Raw genomic sequence first — 19,190 nt, 5'->3', positions numbered from 1 at the left:
GTATTTTCAAAGTGCCTTGTTTAAAGAATGTTAATTAAATTAGGTCTATAATAGTTTTGATAACATTGCTTTTTCCAATACTACTTCATTTTTTTGTTTTACCATCACTTGTGGTACGGCTCCCCCCTATTAATCCGAAAACCCCGATAAACCTGCTCCAACAAAATCAATCGCATGACCTGATGAGGAAACGTCATTTTAGAAAAGGACAGTGCATAATCACTCCGCTTCTGTACTTCCTCACTAATTCCAAGCGATCCGCCAATCACAAATGCTAGCTTACTCTTTCCATAGGTCGCAAGCTCGTCCATTTTGGCAGCTAGCTGTTCGGATGTTAGCATCTTTCCGTTAATCTCTAAGGTAATAACATATGTATCCTGTCCCACGTGGGAAAGGATCCGTTCGCCTTCCTTCCGCTTCACCTCAACCATTTCCGCTTCGCTCATATTTTCAGGGGCTTTTTCATCAGCCACTTCTATGATATCTACCTTTGCATAAGCAGTTAATCGCTTTAAGTATTCTACGATTCCTTGCTTTAAATATTTTTCCTTTAGCTTTCCGACCGATATGATGGTAATTTTCATTGTAAATAATAGGCTCCTTCTATCTATACTTCTGCTTCTCTCAATTCCATTTTCTTGTTTTAAGTTTATCAAACGAAAGAATATTTACCAGTAATTAATAATTGTTTACATTTCCGAATACATTTAACTGATGAATGACAAAGGGGTTGAGGTCAATTGGCAAATTTACTACAAAGTGCTTCATTTGAGCATCAATTTTGGCTACAGGTGTTGGGCGATCATTCTCGGTTTATCCATGATTCGCTTTATCCTTCTGAAGAAAGGGATGTCGCGATTGCAAAGAACTTTATCCATACATTTGATGGGTTGCTGAATCAATCGAGACAGCTTTCGAACAATAATGTGATTGCATTTACGAAGGAGGCGGAAACAGCAGCCGAGCATCTGAAGGAATATAAGTTTTCCATTATAAGAAGGCATTTAACAGGAGAAATTGGGATTCACCTATCACCGACCTTTATTAATCATATGGTCAATGAACTGGAAGAGTATATTTTGGTCATGAGTTATTTAAAGGAAGGAAAAGCTCCACCGATTTTTCATGAGCTGCATCATCATTTACTTTGGTTGGCGGATGCTTCTGGGCATGCGGGGGCAATTAATGATGAATTGGATGGCGTTGAAAAACGATTAAAGGAAAAGAGTTCGACATTTACGAAGCATTTTAATGACTTTTACGTAAAGGCTGTTGAGTTAACGGGTTATTTACGTGCAAATATTACCACCTTCCCAGCATTAAAACGATTTAATAATGATGTAGAGGTGGAGATGAACCTATTTCGCACCTTTCTTCATGAAGTAGAGGAAATGGAATTATCGGATACGGTATTAAGCACGTTTTCCGCATTAATGGCAGACCATATGTACCGGGAAGAATGCTATTACTTGATGAAGCTTGCAGAATCCACGAATACAACACCCCCAGATTGTGATCCGACAAAACCACGAACAGTAGAATGATAGTAAAAAAAGGGCGATATTTCTGCTAAAAAGGAGAATTCTTCCATAAAAGATTCTCCTTACTCCTACTTATTTCCTATTTCATTCGATTCTTTATTGACATTCCTCGACATAGATTTACAATGAAATTAGAATTATTTTCCTAAACTACCAGGTATGAAAGTACTATTTATTCCATAGATACGTATATTAATAGGAAGTGAGGACGATTTTATGACAAAGGAAACAGAGAAAAAAGGACTAGGGTGGTTCAAGGGGAACCGTGCCAACACTGATACAGCGGAAGCATGGGAGAACCTTATTCAGGATAAAGAAGCTGTACAAGCACAGCGAGAAGAAGAAATAAATGTACCAGAAGAGGTCATCGAACAGGCTGAGAGTGCCAATCGCAATATTTTCTCGAAGGAAAATCAAGATAAAGTATCACTAGACTTAATTGTTGCGGTTGAAAATATGTTAAAGGATCGTCAGCTATTTAGCTATAAGAATAATGATCTTGAAAAACGGCTTCAGGAAGCCTATGAAACATCGAATCGCTACAAGCAAGATTTAGAGAAACGTGACCAGCTATTAACGGAGAAAAACCGCGAGATTGAAGGATTGGAAAATAGCTTAGCCAATAAACAGATGAACTATGATCAGCTTTTGGAAGATTATAAGGAAAGCCAGCAATCCACTAACAATGAGTATGAAAAGCTATCCACACAGCTTGAAACCGCACAGGATAAATACAATAAGCTGAATGAAGAGTTTACGAATAGTAAATACGATAGCATGCTTAAAATTAACGAGTTAGAAGAGAAGATTAGAAGCTTAGAAATAGATAATAACAAGCTAGCGACGCAGCACCAACAAATTGTCGATGAGAAGAATGAATTAATGCAGACGATAAACGACTTCACACAGCGAATGTCATTCTCCTTTGCGCCAAAGAACAATTCAGCGGCTTCATCAGACCAGTCAGAGTAGTTTTGTAGGATAGGCAATAATACCAGGGGGAAGGAGGAGCCTATTTGGAATGTATCAGTTAAAATTGCTTGAATTAATTGGGATTGAACTGCATCAAAACAACTATTATTTACATGTTCGTTTACAGCTGGAGGAAGATAGTTCCTTCTATTGGCAGCTAGATGAGGAAACAGCAAAAGCACTACAGGCTATTACCGATTTTACGGGAGGATATCATTATCGATTATCCTTTAAATCAAAGCAAGACACAGAGAAAAAACAGTACATAGGCTTCATTCATCAAACCTATCGAGAACAAAGTAAGCGCTTCGAATTTAGCTGTTCGGAGGAATTTATTGTCGATTTAAATCAAATAAAATTAGTCGAATCTTGTAAAGAACTGGACAAGCTATCATTTTTATCTCATAATCTATTAGATGAAGTACAACCAGAAGACGCAGCAAGACCACAAGAAAAAACGAAACGTAGGTTAGCTTGGCCACTTACAACAGCCCTTATTACGTTAATTGCAGTTATTGTTACCTATACAGGGCATTCCATTTTAACAAAAGCAGTAGCCATACCAAGCAAAACAGCAACGGTAGATTTTTCTTTGGAGAATCCGATTAGCGTTGAGGAAAAAAATGAGCCTAGACCGGAAACCATTTTACTAGAAGAAAACATTACCATTGAGGAAACCCAGCTAATTCCTTCCTTTGAACTCGTTGATACATTAGCTTACGATGTTCCAGAAGGCATGGTTGCCCTCACATTTGATGATGGTCCTTCTCAATTCTCCGTAGACATTATGGATGTGTTAAAGAAGTATGAAGCTGGAGGAACCTTCTTCTTTATTGGCACAAACGTTGAAAAGTTTCCAGAGCATGTAGCCTATATTCATGAAAATGGCTATTCCATTGGGACGCATTCCATGACACATGCTCATTTAACAAGCAGTTCTGTTACCACGCAGGAGAATGAACTCCTTCAATCCTCTGAAGCTATTAAAAGCATTACAGGTGAAGAGGTCGTGTTATTCCGTCCACCGTTTGGACAGTTTAACGACAGTACGGAGCAGATTGTTCAGGATGCCAATCAGAAAATTGTGATGTGGAACAATGATCCGAAGGACTGGGAATCTCGAGATAAAGATAGGATCATTGAGCAAATTAAAACGACTGATGTGTCCGGCGCTATTATTATTCTTCATGAAACACAAGCAACAATCGATGCGCTACCAGCTATCATTGAATATTTGCAAGGGCAGGGCTTGCAGCTTGTAAACCTACGCTAGCTTTCGTATAGAATGAAAGGAGAGCGGACGTGAAGCGAAAGAAAAAACGGAATAGTAGTGTTGTAACCTTTACGATTCTATCAGACGATGTGAATAAGGTCGTGACGCGATTTCGTATGCGGAAACCTCTCGTATACGTGCTGTTTACAATACCGATTATTCCGGTAGTAGCCTTAATCTATTATGTCTATGTGAACCTCAATCAGCAGGCTGAAATTGAGGCTCTTTCTGGTAATCTAGCAACCGAAACGACCAAGAGTGAACAATTAGAGCAAACCGTTTCGATGCTAGAAGCAGAAACCGGTGATACAAAAGAAAAGCTAGAAGAGCTAACCGAGCTTGAACAGCAAATGCGAAATTACATAAATGAATTACCTACCATGGTTGACCCAAGTGGTGGATTACATATTTCAGTAGATGAACAGGATATGGTAGAGTCGGCGGATGGTACAAGCTTTTTACCTTCTTCTGAGCTTTTGGTGCAATATAAGGATACGCTTGCTGTGATGGATGAGGTTAGTGATGAATTACGCTATACACCAACCGCATGGCCAACGATTCCGAACTCATTTTCTTCTGATTATGGCGTGCGTTCTGATCCATTAAACAGTTCCGAAGCCTTCCATACTGGCGTTGATATCCGAGGCTATTATGGAACACCAGTATACGCAACTGCCGATGGTACGGTAACCATGGCAGAGTATTATGGTAGCTATGGTAATGCCATTCGAATCCGGCATTCTGGCACATACCAAACGCTATATGGGCATCTTTCCAGTATCGACGTAGAGGTCGGCGATGTCGTGAAAAAGGGCGATACGATTGGAACAATTGGTAGTACGGGAAGAAGCACCGGACCGCACCTACATTATGAGGTGGTCAAGAACGGTGAACCAATCGATCCGAAGCCTTATTTTAATATTTATGGTGAGTACGATGTGGAATAGTTTAATAGAGAAGGGATGCTACAAATGATGAGTAAGAAAAAAGACGAAAAAGTGATTGAAACGATAATTGGCTCCGAAACGGTGATCGAAGGAAAGGTTACCCTCCCAACAAGCCTACGTGTTGACGGAAAAATTATAGGCGAAATCGAATGTCAGGGTGATGTGTACATTGGAAAAGACGCCTATGTAGAGCCTAGTATTAAAGCGAAAAATATCGTCATTGCTGGTGAGGTAAAAGGTGATATTGAAACATCTGAGAAGATTCAAATTGAATCGAAGGGCAAGCTTACTGGAAGCGCAACTTCAAGAGGAATCATTATTGAAGATGGCGGCTTATTTAATGGAAATAGTGTTATTGTCGAGAATGAAAAAGGCAGTTCCAAGAAAAAGAACAAGCACGCTGAAAGTGTTGCGAACTAAAAAATTTACACATCAAACGGCAAGATCAAATCAGATGATGATTTGGTCTTTTTTATTTTTCTGGTGAAAGTTGCATATTAATGTTACAAAGGATGAAACATTCCATTTACTTATTCGTATGATTAGTAAGGAGGAGAGTATTCATGTTCTTTTTCATTATCATCGGTTTTCTTGTGTTTTTTCTATTCTTTAATTGGCTATTAGGCCATCAAAAAGGAAATATTGTGCTGGATTTGGATGATCGTTATATTAATCGAAAGAAATATGTAGCAGCAATCCAAACGCAGCTTGAAAGTGAAGGTAGAGAAGTCACTTACGTGGGAAATAACATCTTTATCATTGACGGAAAAAAGTATATGTTCACGGAAAGAAATGTGAGTATGGGCGGCGTTCCATTGCAGCGAACGGTTCTTCAGCCTGTTGATTAATCATTCTTAAATGTTGAATTCATAACATGGATTGCCAATTGTTCTCTGTGTTGTTTATCGTGCAAAACCTACTGAGTATAGTATGGTATTGCACTTTTTTGTTTTCTCAACGGTATCAGAACATTTCTATTAGCTTACAAACTAGTCAAATCACACTAAATCACTGCAAGCGCATCAATAATCTCCGTCAATTGTTCCTGACGTTGCTTAATGGCTTCCGCTTCCCTTCTTAATTCCTCCCGTTTTTCCTCAAGCTTTTGACGGGTTTGTTCAATCAGCTCGTAATTACCACAGCCGTTATTTCGTTTTAGTGTAAACAATAGCTGGATTTCCTTTAATGCTAATCCTAGTGCCTGCATCTCCTTAATCACGAGAAAGTCCGCTATTTCCTTTTCACCATAAATACGGCGATTATTTTCCCATGTCGGTTGGATTAATGCCAGCTCCTCATAATATCGCACCGTATCTTTTGTCGTTTGAACCGCTTCAATAAATTGTCCAATCTTCATATGCCTAGCTCCTCCAAAAAGTTCTTTACATGGGCTTAACCCCACAATGTATCGTAAGAAAAAAGGAAAGAGGTTGATTCCATGCTTTATCTCATATTAATCTGCTTGTATTGTATCATTTCATTAATTGGCAGTGTTGTGTATCAAAGCCAACATTCCAATCAATTAACGTTCACCCAAAAGCTATCCCTATCCTATTTTACAATGATTCATATTCTTTTTCTTATGCTGACAGTTCTAGATGTGATTCACGTCTATTCTAGCAATATCGCTTATCTATCAATTATGATTTTCGTCTTGCTTGCTCGAATGATAAACGGCAGAATCGTTTTTTACAAAAATAATTGGCATCATTATGTCATTCTAGGAGGAATATTTGCCCTACTATTTACCTTCTATGTATTCGACATCTGATGGTTAGGTCCATTATAGCAAAAATAATCCTTACAATAGTTCCTTTCCCATTACAGGCTAATCCTATGGTATGATTTAGCTAAAGCGCAGCTGGAGGGGATGGCATTGTTTTCGTTAGAGATTGATGAGGATTTAACATTAAGGCTATTACACCAAGGTGATGCGAAGGATTTATTTGATTTAACCGATCGGTCACGTGAGCATTTGCGCGAGTGGCTACCATGGCTCGACCAAACCAAAACAGAAAGAGACTCCAAAAATTTTATTCAAAGTGCGGAGCAGGGATTCATTGATCGGAATGGATTAACATTAGGAATCTATTACCATCAAAAGCTAGCTGGTGTCATTGGCTTCAATAGCTTTGACTGGACAAATCGGATTGGGATCATCGGCTATTGGCTCGGAGAGGATTTTATCGGAAACGGTATTATGACTCGTGCTGCCGCTGCGATAACCGAGTATGGTTTTCATCAGCTTGAGCTAAACCGAATTGAAATCCGTGCTGCAGTTGAAAACACAAAAAGCAGGGCAATCCCAGAAAGACTAGGCTATACGAAAGAAGGACAAATTCGTCACGGTGAATGGCTCTATAATCATTATGTAGATCTTGTTATCTACGGCATGCTTGCTTATGAATGGGAGCTGGAAAGGAGTTAGGGATGAAGTTTTATATTGCATCTGGTTTTGATAACCAAGCCGCTGTACATTATGTTCGCGATCAATTAATCCTTGCCGGCCATTCCCACACGTATGATTGGACGAAAAATAATCGTGCCACCACAGAGGAAGCATTAAGAACCATCGGTGAAGCAGAGAAAGCTGCTGTTGCCGATAGTGATGTATTCATTGTCCTCCTCCCTGGTGGAAAAGGAACCCATACAGAATTAGGAATTGCGTTAGGCTTGAATAAAAAGATTTTCATTTACTCGAAAGAAAAAATAGATGTAACGACGGCTACAACATTTTATTATGTACATGGTGTCGAGCATTTTTATGGTAATCTAGCTGAATTTGTCACGACACTCGTGGATTCAACACGGTAATAATAGATTTCATCAAGTTTGAGAGGAGAATTTCATGTGACCACTATTTATTTAGTACGACATGGAGAGACGGATTGGAATGCCGAAAGAAGAATGCAAGGACAAACAGATATCCCATTAAATGCAAAGGGAATTCAACAGGCAGAAGCTTGTGGCGCTGCACTTCATGCCAGTGATTATGATGTTGTCATCTCGAGTCACCTGAAAAGAGCTAAAAAAACGGCTGATATTATCAATACATATTTAAACCTCCCATCTGAGCAAATGGAAGAGTTTGCGGAAAGACATTTCGGTGATGGTGAGGGGTTAACGATTGAAGAAAGACAATCGCTCTTCCCGGACCATGACTATCCAAACCAAGAGCCACTCGATGTGTTTTCAAACCGTGTCATGAATGGGATGGATCGGGTCCATGCCAAATATCCTACCAATCGCGTCCTAGTAGTTGCACATGGTGCTGTTATTAATCGGATTCTAGCCAATCTCTCTAATGGCGAGCTTGGTTTTGGCAAAACGATTATTGAAAATACAAGTATTACAACGATTGAAAAGCAAAATGATGGCTGGGCCATTCTTGGATATAATCAAGTTGATCACTTATTAGCAATGGAACTAAAAACGAATGCATAAAGAGAAAAAGCTGTTGTAAAAAACAGCTCTTCTTTTAACCTTAATAACGAACATACATTCTTGCCTTTAACCTTTAAAAGGGGTATGGTTATGTCATAGGAGGAGTGCAATGGGTACCCTGTTACAAGAAAACGTAATTCTAGATGATCTCAAAAACGCATGTAAAAATCAACTCGGAATGGACATCCTTTCCGCCGAACCAATCCGTCGTGGCTGGTTAAATTTAAAGTGGAGGATTCATACAAAGGATGGTGTCTTTCTTCTAAAACAATACAACAAAGAACGATTAAAAAAGTATTCCATTCCAGCATTACAGCGAATTTTTGCCGAACAAAACAACTTACATAGACAAGGATTTCCATGTCCAAAAATTATAGCAAACCAAGATAATCTCTTTTTGGAATCACCACTTGGTGAACGATTTATGGTAATGGAATATTGTTCCGGAAAGACGGTGGAACCTGGTAAGCTCTCAAATGCAGAGCTGTATGAACTAGGGTATTACACCGGTAAGCTTCACGCGCTATGGGAGGAGTTACCCCTAGCACCTCAGACGACTTTTCAACCACCGAAAACTTCTCTTCGAATCGCTTATTGGGAAAAGGTCATAGAAGCTGCTAAAAATATGGGGAAATCTCACCTTCTTCCTATTTTAGAAAAACAACTTCGCCTCACCAAGTCCTTTCCGTTAGAAAACTTAAACCTAGACGCAGTTGGTTGGTCCCATCGAGATCTATGGGTAGATAATCTATTATTTGACCAGGGCAAGCTTACAGCCATTCTAGACTTTGACCGCATGAACTATGATTTCCCACAGCTAGATGTTGCACGTGCCATTATTTCTGGTGCTTTAAATGAAGACAAGCTGAATGTTCAAGGTGCTTTCGCATTTTTAAATGGGTACCGATTCTATCATTCTATTGGCAGCGACTTCTTACCCAATGCGCTCAAATTATTATGGTATATGGAATCAGAATGGTGGTTAGATACAGAATTGGATGCGCGCAAAGGCCCGCCGAAGCGTTTTGTACAGGAGATGGTTTGGCTGTCAGACCACCTCCACGAGTTAGATACGATTCTGGGTAATTACGAAGGAGGGTAAACCAAATGAATCATCAAACAAATCTAGAAGAATATCATCATCCCGCCCGCTATGATATGGAAAATGAGGGGTACTTATCCGATGTCCGTTACCTGTTAACATGGGCGAATAAGGTCAACGGTACCATTATTGACCTTGCTTGTGGGACAGGTAGAGCAACCATCCCTTTAGCAGAACAAGGACATCAAATGGTTGGTGTTGATATTCATCGTGGAATGCTAGCACAAGCAAAGCGTAAATCGACTCATCTAAGCATGACATGGGTGGAGCAGGATTGTAAAAGCCTCAATTTAGGTATTAAGAGTCCGTTCATTTATATGGTTGGCAATTCCTTTCAGCATTTCCTAAAAAACGAGGACCAGGATGGTCTGTTGAAATCTGTTCATCATCACTTGGAAACAGATGGAGTCTTTCTTTTTAATACACGTTTTCCAAGTCGTGAGGAGCTGTTGCAGCCTAGTACAGAAGAATATTGGAAGAGCTATACTGATTCGTCAACTGGAAAACAAGTTGATGTTTATACCATGAGTAACTATGATAGTCTTCAGCAAATTCAACACTATACAACCATCCGCAGAACGGAAGGTGAAGGTGATAACTGCACGAATATTAGTCTGCGTTATACGCATCCAAAGGAAATGGAGCGACTTGCTGAAAGTAATGGTTTTCAGATTATCGGTGTTTATGAGGATTGGCAGGAAACCCCACTATCGAAAGAAAGCCAAAACATGATTTATATCCTAAAGAGGAAATGATGATTCTTTCTACATTTCCCGGGAAATATCGACAGGTACTATGTGATTTTGTCGAGTAAAAGGAGGAGATTTGATGTACGCTTTTTTCGCCTATAATTGGCAGGTTCGCGACCAATGGTTTGCATGGTGTGAGGATGTTCCTAATGAGGAGCTTCTAAAAGATCGTATCGGTGGTATTGGAAATATCCTACATACGCTGTTACATATTGTTGATGTTGAATACAGCTGGGTTCGGGCAATACAGAAGAAGGATGATAAACCGATTGATTTCAGTGACTATACCACATTACGTCAGGTAAAAGCTTTGTCCGATCAGTACCGTGATGAACTAGAGGAATATTTGCAGGCAGAGGCTACCACGAACAAGCAAAAGACGGTAACCGCTTCTTGGTTAGATGGGACTTTTACGAAGGAAGAAATTCTACACCATATTATTGCCCATGAAATACATCATATTGGGCAATTATCAGTTTGGGCTCGGGAAATTGGGAAAAAGCCTGTTTCCGCAACTGTGTTGGATAGAGGATTGTTCTAAGAAAGGATGAGATACATGAAGTTTGTGACAAGTGATGGGACTGAACTATTCATTGAAAAAGCAGGTAAGGGCGTTCCATGTATCTATTTACATGGTGGACCTGGTTATTGGAGCAAGTCTATTCAGCAATATGCAGGTCCTCTACTAGAGCAAGATTTAGAACTACTATATGCTGACCAACGAGGCTGTGGCCGTTCTTCACTTGCAACTAACAAAGACTATTCATTAGAACGATTACGCTTAGATATAGAAGAAATACGCAACTATTATCAGATTGATAAATGGTATCTCATGGGTCATTCCTTTGGGGGAATACTTGCAGTTAATTATGCTTATCAGTACCCAGACAATGTAGAGGGAATAATTCTATCCAATGCAACCCTAAATATGATCGATTCCTTTCAGCAGCAAATTCAGAAAGGTAGGGAATTCTTACAGCTAGATGACATCGATATTCCAACGGATGACATAGCCACTTTAACAGAAATCTATTTCGATACTGTGCAGGAACTTATGGCGAAGGAGTTATTTAGTAAGCTACAGTTTAAGGACACATCGGATAAAGAAAAGCTCGATGATGTTGATCAAGAGCTGGACGCAAAGCCAGATTTTCAGCAGTCCGTTTTTTCTTCAGGAGAGTTCTTTCAGGATTTTACATCATTAACTTCGGCCATCACGAAGCCTGTACTTGTCATGTCAGGAAGCCATGATTTTGCGGTTGGTCCTACCCATCAGGAAAGCTTCCAGTTTCCGAATGCCATTTATAAACAGTTTGACGGTGGTCATCATCCATATGTCGACCAACAGGATAATTTCCAAAAAGCTATTCGAAATTTTATTCAGTTGCATTCATAAAAAAAGAAGATTTGCCCACTCAAGGCAAATCTTCTCCTATTATTGCATTTGAACCTTATGCAGGTTCGCAAATACGCCTTCACGTTTTAATAATTCTTCGTGACTTCCTTCTTCTTCAATTCCTTTTTTCGTTACGACCATAATCCGATCTGCATTACGAATTGTTGCCAATCGGTGCGCAATCACAAGGGTTGTTCGGTCTTTCGCTAAATCATTCAGTGCTTGCTGAATGATCATTTCGGTTTCGGTATCCAGTGCAGAAGTTGCTTCATCTAAAATTAAGATTGGTGGGTTCTTCAAGAACATACGAGCAATCGCGATACGTTGCTTTTGACCACCAGATAGTTTTAAGCCACGTTCTCCGACTTGTGTGTCATAGCCATCTGGTAATTCATGAATGAATTCCTCTAGATGTGCTCTTCTTGCCGCTTCTCGAATTTCTTCCTCTGTCGCATTCAGCTTCCCGTAGGCAATATTTTCACGTAATGTCCCAGTGAATAGAAATACATCCTGCTGTACAATTCCAATATGCTCACGAAGCGATTTCTTCGTCATATCGCGAATATCCATACCATCAATTGTGATTTGACCACTATCCACATCATAAAAACGAGGGATTAAGGACGAAATTGTTGTTTTCCCTGCACCAGATGGTCCTACAAAAGCAACGGTCTCACCGGCATTAATATTAAAGCTCATCGCTTTAATAATCGGTCCTTGTGTTTTTTCATAGCCAAAGGTTACTTTATGGAAGGAAATGAATCCTTTTAAGTCCTTTGCAGGAACAGCACCCTTTCTATCCTGTACATCTGGTTCTGTGTCTAGAATATCCACAAAACGTTTAAATCCTGCCATTCCTTTTGGATAGAGCTCAAGGAGTGCACTGATTTTATTGATTGGATTAAACAAGACATTGGTAAATAAGATAAAGCTTACGAGCTCCCCGTAGGTCATTTTATTGTTGAAGGAAAGCCAAGCTCCAACCACTAACACAACTAATACAATCAAACGCATCATCATATAGATATTGGAATGAACAAAGGCCATCACACGATAAGCGCCGACTTTTGCATTTCGGAAGTTGTAGTTATCCTTTGTGAAGCGTTTCATTTCATAGTCTTCATTCGTGAAGGATTGAACGACCCGAACTCCAGAAACCGCATCCTCAACTCGTCCATTTACCTCTGCGATTTCCTCATACATCGATTTCCAAGCCTGATTCATTTTAATATTACTATAGGTAATTAACCAAATTAGAATTGGAACAATTACGAGGATGATTAAGGTCAGCTGGAAGTTAATATTAAACATTAAGCCAAATGCACCAACAAAGGTCATCATGGCAATAAATAAATCCTCTGGACCATGGTGTGCAAATTCGCCAATATCAAATAAATCATTCGTAATTCTACTCATCACATGTCCTGTCTTGGTATTATCAAAGAAACGGAAGGACTGTCTTTGGACATGCTGAAATAAATCCTGACGCATGTCTGTTTCGATATTCACACCTAATTTATGTCCCCAATAGGTTACCACGTACTGCATAAAGGTACTTAATAAATAGACTGCCAATAGCGATATACTAACGAGAACAATGACACCCCAGTCTTCCTTCGGGAGTAATTCATCAATAAATTCTTGTACAGCAATTGGAAAAGCAAGCTCTAATATGGCAACAAAAACTGCACAGGAGAAGTCAATAATAAATAGCCGCTTATGTGGTTTGTAATAGGAGAAAAACCGTTTTAACAAGTCAAGCACTTCCTTTATGTATATAAAATTCATTCCGAATAGGTTTATCCTTTTATACTATACATCTTTACAAAGTATAAAGAAAATTATAAGTTTATTTAATTGGCTTATCAAGATTATTTTTTTTCGCTATAAAAAGACTTTTCCCCGCTCCACCTAATAAAGCGCAAGAAAAGTCTTTTCCCATGTATCGTATTAAATAAAGTTACAGCTCATACCAGCCATTCTGAATGACTTTCTGATACCAATAATAGCTATCCTTTTTCGTCCGTTCTAATGTGCGATAATTCATATGAACTAAGCCAAATCGCATCGTATAGCCCTCTGCCCATTCATAGTTATCAAGTAATGACCAACAAATATAACCAGCTATTGGGACACCGGACGCTATACTCGCTTGCAATGCTGCTAAATGTGTCTTCAGATAATCAATTCGTCCCTGATCCTTCACTTGATTATTTTCCACATCATCATTATAGCAAGCACCATTTTCCGTTATATAAATCGGTGTATTGCCATAACGTTTATGCACATAGGTTAACACCTTATAGAAGCCTTCTGGATAGATAGGCCAATTAATATCGGTTCGATTATACCCCATATCCAGGTCTTCACAATCGAATAGCCCACTACCTTCTTTATATCGAGCAACATTCCCATTGTAATAATTGATTCCGACGAAATCTATCTTTTCCTGAATGACTTCCATGTCTCCAGGTTCGATGTTTAACGTTACACCCTTTTGCTTATACCAATCTACTAAATAGGCTGGATATTTCCCTAGAAATACTGGATCAAAAAACCAGTCGATTAAGTAGCCGACTTCACGTTGACACGCTTCAATATCCTGCTGCTGATTACTAAAGGGTTCCTTCCAAGTTGTATTTGGTGCATATCCGATTTCACCAGTCATGCCAAGCTCTCTATAACGCTTAACCGTTTTACCATGTGCTACGAGAAGGTGGTGAGAGATGGTAGTTGCTGCCTGCAGACTTTGTTTCCCTGGCGCATGCACACCTAAATAGTTTGATAGAAATGATACACACCAAGGTTCGTTTATCGTAATCCACTTACTTACTTTCCCTTCAAATTCCTTAAACATGATTTCCGCATATTCTACAAATGCATCAATCGTAGCACGGTTCTCCCATCCGCCATTATCCTGTAATGCTTGCGGGAGATCCCAGTGGTATAGGGTACACATTGGTTCAATGCCCTGTGCTAATAATTCATCGACAAGACGATGATAATAATCTAGCCCTTTCTGATTTACCTCACCAGTACCATTCGGAAGAATACGGGGCCATGAAACGGAGAAGCGATAGATATCACAGCCGAGATCCTTAACTAATTGAACATCTTCCTTGTATCGATGGTAGCTATCACATGCAATATCACCATTATCCCCATTTACGACCTTACCAGGAGTTTTGGCGAATGTATCCCATATGGACAAGCCTCTTCCATCTTCGGTTGTTGCGCCTTCAATTTGGTAGGCTGCCGTTGCCACCCCATATTTTATGTTTTTCGGTAACTGTATAATTGCCATGCTTTACCTCCTCACAAAATTTGCTTTCGAACTGGTGTACAGGATTCTCGCAAGACGAGTTCAGGATCAACTAATAGTGGTTTTTTCTCCATCTCCCCATTAATTAAATCATTTAATAAATGAGCAGCTAGCTTCCCTAGTTTTTCCTTATCCTGCTTTACCGTTGTTAATTGTGGTGTACTATATTGACACGACTCTATATCATCACAGCCGATTAAGCTTATATCGGTTGGAATCGTTAACCCATGCTCTTCAATTGCTTTTTTTGCTCCAAATGCCATTAAGTCAGAAGCTGCAAAGATCGCCTTCGGATATGGAGGATTTGCTAATATTTTCTTCATTGCCTGGTAACCACTTTGTTCAAAGAAGTCCCCATGGTAAATCCAATCCTTATTAATGGGAATGCCAAATTGCTTCATCGATTCAATAAATCCTTGTTCACGTAAAATTGCTACCGATGAATCCTTCTTTCCATTAATGAAGCCAATATCACGAATGTTTTGCAGGTATAAATGCTCAACTACTTTACTGGAGATTTTTTCATTGTCTGTCATGACATAGCTATATCTCGGCCCAGTCAAATTCAAGTCGACTCCAACACACGGTATCTCACTTTGGACGAGCTCATAAACCGCTTCTTCTATTTCTTCACCAGCAATAATCAAACAACCATCCACTTGGAAATGACGACAGCGAGCTAAATAGCTTCCTTGATCCTGATGAAATTGTTCATTCGAAAACATCAAAATATCGTAGCCAAGCTCACCAATGATTTTCTTAAAGGATGTCATCACCTTATTGAAAAACGGATGGGTGAAATCAACATTTATTTTACCTGCGTAGATTAATCCAATTAGATTGGATTTCTTGGTTGCTAGAGACTTTGCTGAAAAAGTAGGGCGATAGCCCGTTTCCTCAATGACCTTTTGTACCTTTTGCTTTGTACTCTCGCCAATCCCACCATAGTTATTGATAATTTTCGAAACGGTTCCTGGTGATACTCCTGCCATCTTTGCAATATCTTTTATGGTTAAGTTCATGTCTGTTCCCTTCTGACTTATGAAATTATTTTAAAGATCCCTCTGTAATACTCGAAATAAATAGTTTGTTAAATAGTAGAAATACGATTACTAATGGAATGGTCGCCCAGAAAACCCCTGAAAGCAGCATTCCAAAGTCGACATTGTTAGTCGAATTTAACGAGGATAACGCTACTTGTATTGTATAGGATTCTGGATCTCGTAGCACAGTAAATTGCCATAAGAATTCACCCCAAGTTGCCGTGAATACAATAATTCCTAATGTTGCAAAGGCCGGCAAGATGATAGGGAGTACAATACTTCTAAAAATACGAAAGTTCGAGCACCCATCTAACTTCGCAGCCTCCACTAACTCATCGGATACGGACTGACTAATATACTGTCGCATTAAAAAGATCCCTAACGGATTTAAGAAAAAGATAATCATCGCACCAAATAGGGAATCCAGTAAGCCAAATTTCGCTACTAAATAATATTGTGGAATAATCCCCAGCTGCGGTGGAATAATCATCGTTAACAAAATGGCTAGAAATAGCGCGTTTTTACCAGGAAACTTAAATTTCGAAAAGGCAAAGCCGGCAAGCGAACTAATGAAAAGCACCACCAAGGTGACTACCGTACAGAGAACTAATGTGTTCCACATCGATTGCCAAAATGGAATCTTATCCAGTACGGCGAGGAAATTTTCAACTAATCGTTCTCCTGGTGTAATTGTTGGCGGAATCGAATTATAGGCAGCACTTGGCCTTGTCGCCATTACGAACATCCAGTAAAAAGGAAATATAGAAATGAAAGATGCAACGACTAAGAATGAATACATGAAAAACCGACTAAGTGAAAATCGTTTTTTTACTTTCATGACTTATACCCCCTTCTTCTTTTTCCAATACCAGATGTTAAAAAGGTGTTTAATGCTGAAAAGATAATAATGATGACTAACAGGATAATCGCTGTAGCTGAACCAGTACCAAACGATTGTAAATTAAATGCATCACGATACAAGTACATCACTACTGTCATAGCCTCTGTGCGACTAAAAGCTGAACCGCCCAGGAAGACTGTTGGCTCTGTGAATAATTGAAGTGCACCGACCGTTGAAAAGAATACAGTTAGTAGAATAAATGGTTTTAATAACGGAATGGTAATGTAACGGAACTGTTGCATGATATTCGCACCGTCAATTTTGGCAGCTTCATAGAGCTCCTTCGGTATACTTTGCAGGCCGGCTAAATAAATGATGGTATTGTAGCCGATCCACCGCCAAAATACCATAAAGGAGATTGCGATTTTAACTCCCCACTCATCTGTTTTCCATGCTACAGAGTCCATTCCAAACAAGTTTAATATGTAGTTTGCTAGTGACGTCTCATTATTACTGAAGAACACTCCAAATACCAAGGCTACCGCTACCATCGATGTGATATACGGCATAAAAATCATCGCTCTGAACGTGTTTTTTAATTTTAAGAAGGCTTGATTTAATAGGAATGCTAATATGATACCAATAATAATTTGTGGTGCTGTTCCCATTAACCCCATTACAATCGTGTTATAAACGGACTTCCAAAAAATTGGATCTTGTAAGACGATGGTAAAGTTTTGTAGACCAACATATGTCATCTCACCTAACCCATTCCATTTTTGAAAGGCTAAATAGAGACTGAATAGTGCTGGATATAAGCCAATAATGGCAAATATGATAAAGAAGGGTGAAATATATAAGTAGGCACTTATTTTATCTTTTTTTTCTTCAGAACGATACTTTCCTCTCCCCTTAAATACCAATGCTTCCCCTTCCTTTCCTTCCATATTTCGATAACACTGCGTTAACGTGTTCAGCGGGGGAAATTCCCCCACTGATTTCACTTCACGCCAAGCTGTTAACAATCAATTCCGATTCCTAGCGACTGATAACTCCTTTTATACGCTCAACTGCTGCATCCCATTCCTCATCAGCATCTGCACCTTGTTGAACATTTTCTAATGCGGTTAGGATTTCATTATGAACACTTACATAGTCTGGTCCTTTATAGATAACCGAAATGTCTTCTGTTGCTTTTGCAAAGTACTGTGCTGTACTTTGACCACCAAAGAATTCATCTGTTGTGTTTTTAAAGTCTTCCATTTCGTATACCTCAGGAGAAGAAGGGAATAATCCAGCTTCACTTTGGAACGATACTAATTGATTTTCTGGTGATACTAACCATTCTACAAACGCATATGCTTCTTCAGGATGATCTGTTTCTTTTGGAATGGAAATGTATGAGCCACCCCAGTTTCCAGCAAATTCTGGCGGTAATGTAGCAATTCGGAATTGACCTGCTGCATCTGGCGCATTACCTATCATCCAGCCTTTTAACCATGCTGCTCCCATTTCAACCGCAAAATCACCATTATTAACGGCATTACCCCATTCAGGTGTCCACATTGTATATTCGCCAACTAGACCAAGAGAGTCCATTTCAACGGCTAGGTCATATGCTTGTTTCACGGCATTTCCATCATTTTCAATTAACAGATTACCTTCTTGATCAAAGAAACTTTGTTCGGCACCATCAATAATTGCACGATAGGCCATTTCCATACTATCAACCATTGGTTTACCTGTTTCTTCCTTGATTTGTTTCCCTACTTCGATAAAATCAGCTTTTGTTTGGATAAGTGCTTCAACCTCACTAGGCTCTGTCGGTAACCCAGCTTCCTCAAATACATCAACACGATAGAACATTGCTTTCGGTCCAATATCAGTAGGTAATCCGAATAGGAAGTCACCTTCACTGTTTTCCGCGATATTCCATTTCCAATCTAAATACTTATCTTGTACATCCTTCGCCCCAAGGTCATATAAATTGGAAAAACGATCTTGCGCATCCTTAAAGCGATCTAGCTGGTCAACCTCCAGCATGGCGATATCAGGAGCACCACTTCCTGCTGAAAGTGACGTGAATAAGCCATTATGATGTTCCTCTGTCTCTGCTGTACGTACTTTAATTTTCACATCTGGATTTTGTTTCTCATATTCCTTCGCTAAATCCTCATAATTCGTGGCACCAAAAACCCAAAAATCTAATGTAACCTTCCCATCACTACTCGCCTCATCATCGCCACAAGCTGCAAGGAAAAATACCAGTGCAATGAATAGCCCCAATGTCCAAAAATACTTACTCATTCTCATTAACTCATTACCCCCTAAAAGTTTAGTAAATCCATCATCATGAAGTAGAAACAAAGGCTGCTTTAAAAACGTAAGCTCATGTAAACCTCCTTACTTCACACATTTTGATCTGTCTTATGACCATCACCTTACGAAACTTCATGGAAACCGGTTTCGTAAATGCGATAAAAAAAACAGAACTAACTCTAAGGAAAGCGCTTTCTAAATTGTATTATATTTATAATATACAAAAAAATCAACCTTTAAT

At 39.3% G+C, this 19,190-nt stretch carries 22 protein-coding genes; 14 read left to right on the top strand and 8 right to left on the bottom strand.

What is annotated here, in order from left to right; translation table 11 throughout:
• Positions 1 to 104: 104 nt before the first annotated feature.
• Entirely contained in the window at positions 105 to 584 is a 480-nt protein-coding gene (rlmH, locus tag ABC228_RS06555) for a 23S rRNA (pseudouridine(1915)-N(3))-methyltransferase RlmH (RefSeq protein WP_345824308.1), read from the bottom strand.
• Positions 585 to 740: 156 nt separating this feature from the next.
• Here rlmH and ABC228_RS06550 point away from each other — a divergent pair, with 156 nt between their 5' ends.
• The 6 genes from ABC228_RS06550 to ABC228_RS06525 all read left to right on the top strand — a co-directional run bounded on the left by ABC228_RS06550 (position 741) and on the right by ABC228_RS06525 (position 5,581).
• Entirely contained in the window at positions 741 to 1,544 is an 804-nt protein-coding gene (locus tag ABC228_RS06550; RefSeq protein WP_345824307.1) for a DUF2935 domain-containing protein, read from the top strand.
• 213 nt (positions 1,545 to 1,757) lie between these two features.
• Complete coding sequence (locus ABC228_RS06545) at positions 1,758 to 2,513, top strand: hypothetical protein (protein WP_345824306.1); 756 nt, start codon at positions 1,758 to 1,760, stop codon at positions 2,511 to 2,513.
• A gap of 49 nt (positions 2,514 to 2,562) precedes the next feature.
• A complete protein-coding gene (locus ABC228_RS06540; protein ID WP_345824305.1) occupies positions 2,563 to 3,786 on the top strand; it encodes a polysaccharide deacetylase family protein in 1,224 nt (407 codons plus the stop codon).
• Positions 3,787 to 3,815: 29 nt separating this feature from the next.
• Positions 3,816 to 4,733 carry a M23 family metallopeptidase gene (locus ABC228_RS06535; RefSeq protein ID WP_345824304.1) on the top strand — a complete coding sequence of 306 codons (918 nt, stop codon included), beginning with the start codon at positions 3,816 to 3,818 and terminating at the stop codon, positions 4,731 to 4,733.
• 24 nt (positions 4,734 to 4,757) lie between these two features.
• The gene (locus ABC228_RS06530) at positions 4,758 to 5,153 is read left to right on the top strand and encodes a bactofilin family protein (RefSeq protein WP_345824303.1); all 396 of its coding nucleotides are present in this window, start codon (positions 4,758 to 4,760) and stop codon (positions 5,151 to 5,153) included.
• A 143-nt stretch (positions 5,154 to 5,296) separates the two neighbouring features.
• Entirely contained in the window at positions 5,297 to 5,581 is a 285-nt protein-coding gene (locus ABC228_RS06525) for a hypothetical protein (RefSeq protein ID WP_345824302.1), read from the top strand.
• Positions 5,582 to 5,736: 155 nt separating this feature from the next.
• Here the strand turns inward: ABC228_RS06525 and ABC228_RS06520 are convergent, their stop codons facing one another.
• Positions 5,737 to 6,090: a MerR family transcriptional regulator gene (locus ABC228_RS06520; RefSeq protein WP_345824301.1), complete on the bottom strand. Its 354-nt coding sequence runs from the start codon at positions 6,088 to 6,090 to the stop codon at positions 5,737 to 5,739.
• 81 nt (positions 6,091 to 6,171) lie between these two features.
• Here ABC228_RS06520 and ABC228_RS06515 point away from each other — a divergent pair, with 81 nt between their 5' ends.
• The 8 genes from ABC228_RS06515 to ABC228_RS06480 all read left to right on the top strand — a co-directional run bounded on the left by ABC228_RS06515 (position 6,172) and on the right by ABC228_RS06480 (position 11,424).
• Positions 6,172 to 6,504 (top strand): hypothetical protein, encoded by a 333-nt coding sequence (locus ABC228_RS06515; protein ID WP_345824300.1) that lies wholly within the window; start codon positions 6,172 to 6,174, stop codon positions 6,502 to 6,504.
• 105 nt (positions 6,505 to 6,609) lie between these two features.
• The gene (locus ABC228_RS06510) at positions 6,610 to 7,161 is read left to right on the top strand and encodes a GNAT family N-acetyltransferase (protein ID WP_345824299.1); all 552 of its coding nucleotides are present in this window, start codon (positions 6,610 to 6,612) and stop codon (positions 7,159 to 7,161) included.
• Positions 7,162 to 7,163: 2 nt separating this feature from the next.
• A complete protein-coding gene (locus ABC228_RS06505) occupies positions 7,164 to 7,547 on the top strand; it encodes a nucleoside 2-deoxyribosyltransferase (protein ID WP_345824298.1) in 384 nt (127 codons plus the stop codon).
• Positions 7,548 to 7,583: 36 nt separating this feature from the next.
• Positions 7,584 to 8,177, top strand: a complete 594-nt coding sequence (locus tag ABC228_RS06500) for a histidine phosphatase family protein (RefSeq protein WP_345824297.1) — start codon at positions 7,584 to 7,586, stop codon at positions 8,175 to 8,177.
• Between the two features lie 109 nt (positions 8,178 to 8,286).
• Positions 8,287 to 9,279, top strand: coding sequence for a phosphotransferase (locus tag ABC228_RS06495; protein ID WP_345824296.1), 993 nt, complete (start codon positions 8,287 to 8,289; stop codon positions 9,277 to 9,279).
• A gap of 5 nt (positions 9,280 to 9,284) precedes the next feature.
• Entirely contained in the window at positions 9,285 to 10,034 is a 750-nt protein-coding gene (locus ABC228_RS06490) for a class I SAM-dependent methyltransferase (RefSeq protein WP_345824295.1), read from the top strand.
• Between the two features lie 73 nt (positions 10,035 to 10,107).
• The gene (locus ABC228_RS06485) at positions 10,108 to 10,569 is read left to right on the top strand and encodes a DinB family protein (RefSeq protein ID WP_345824294.1); all 462 of its coding nucleotides are present in this window, start codon (positions 10,108 to 10,110) and stop codon (positions 10,567 to 10,569) included.
• 15 nt (positions 10,570 to 10,584) lie between these two features.
• Positions 10,585 to 11,424, top strand: coding sequence for an alpha/beta fold hydrolase (locus tag ABC228_RS06480; protein ID WP_345824293.1), 840 nt, complete (start codon positions 10,585 to 10,587; stop codon positions 11,422 to 11,424).
• 39 nt (positions 11,425 to 11,463) lie between these two features.
• Here ABC228_RS06480 and ABC228_RS06475 read toward each other — a convergent pair whose 3' ends face one another.
• From ABC228_RS06475 to ABC228_RS06450, 6 genes are all read right to left on the bottom strand, one after another.
• Positions 11,464 to 13,179, bottom strand: a complete 1,716-nt coding sequence (locus tag ABC228_RS06475; RefSeq protein ID WP_345824292.1) for an ABC transporter ATP-binding protein — start codon at positions 13,177 to 13,179, stop codon at positions 11,464 to 11,466.
• A 205-nt stretch (positions 13,180 to 13,384) separates the two neighbouring features.
• A complete protein-coding gene (locus ABC228_RS06470) occupies positions 13,385 to 14,728 on the bottom strand; it encodes a GH1 family beta-glucosidase (protein WP_345824291.1) in 1,344 nt (447 codons plus the stop codon).
• Positions 14,729 to 14,739: 11 nt separating this feature from the next.
• Positions 14,740 to 15,768 (bottom strand): LacI family DNA-binding transcriptional regulator, encoded by a 1,029-nt coding sequence (locus ABC228_RS06465; RefSeq protein WP_345824290.1) that lies wholly within the window; start codon positions 15,766 to 15,768, stop codon positions 14,740 to 14,742.
• Positions 15,769 to 15,793: 25 nt separating this feature from the next.
• Positions 15,794 to 16,627 carry a carbohydrate ABC transporter permease gene (locus ABC228_RS06460; protein ID WP_345824289.1) on the bottom strand — a complete coding sequence of 278 codons (834 nt, stop codon included), beginning with the start codon at positions 16,625 to 16,627 and terminating at the stop codon, positions 15,794 to 15,796.
• A complete protein-coding gene (locus ABC228_RS06455; RefSeq protein ID WP_345824837.1) occupies positions 16,624 to 17,577 on the bottom strand; it encodes a carbohydrate ABC transporter permease in 954 nt (317 codons plus the stop codon). The genes ABC228_RS06460 and ABC228_RS06455 overlap by 4 nt, the downstream gene beginning before the upstream one ends.
• Positions 17,578 to 17,668: 91 nt before the next feature.
• Positions 17,669 to 18,943, bottom strand: coding sequence for an ABC transporter substrate-binding protein (locus ABC228_RS06450; protein WP_345824288.1), 1,275 nt, complete (start codon positions 18,941 to 18,943; stop codon positions 17,669 to 17,671).
• Positions 18,944 to 19,190: the final 247 nt, after the last annotated feature.

Source organism: Ornithinibacillus xuwenensis, assembly GCF_039614845.1.
In the GTDB taxonomy this organism is placed as follows: domain Bacteria; phylum Bacillota; class Bacilli; order Bacillales; family Amphibacillaceae; genus Ornithinibacillus; species Ornithinibacillus xuwenensis.
The sequence above is the reverse complement of the archived record's forward strand: the minus strand, read 5'-3'. Positions and strand labels throughout refer to the sequence as shown.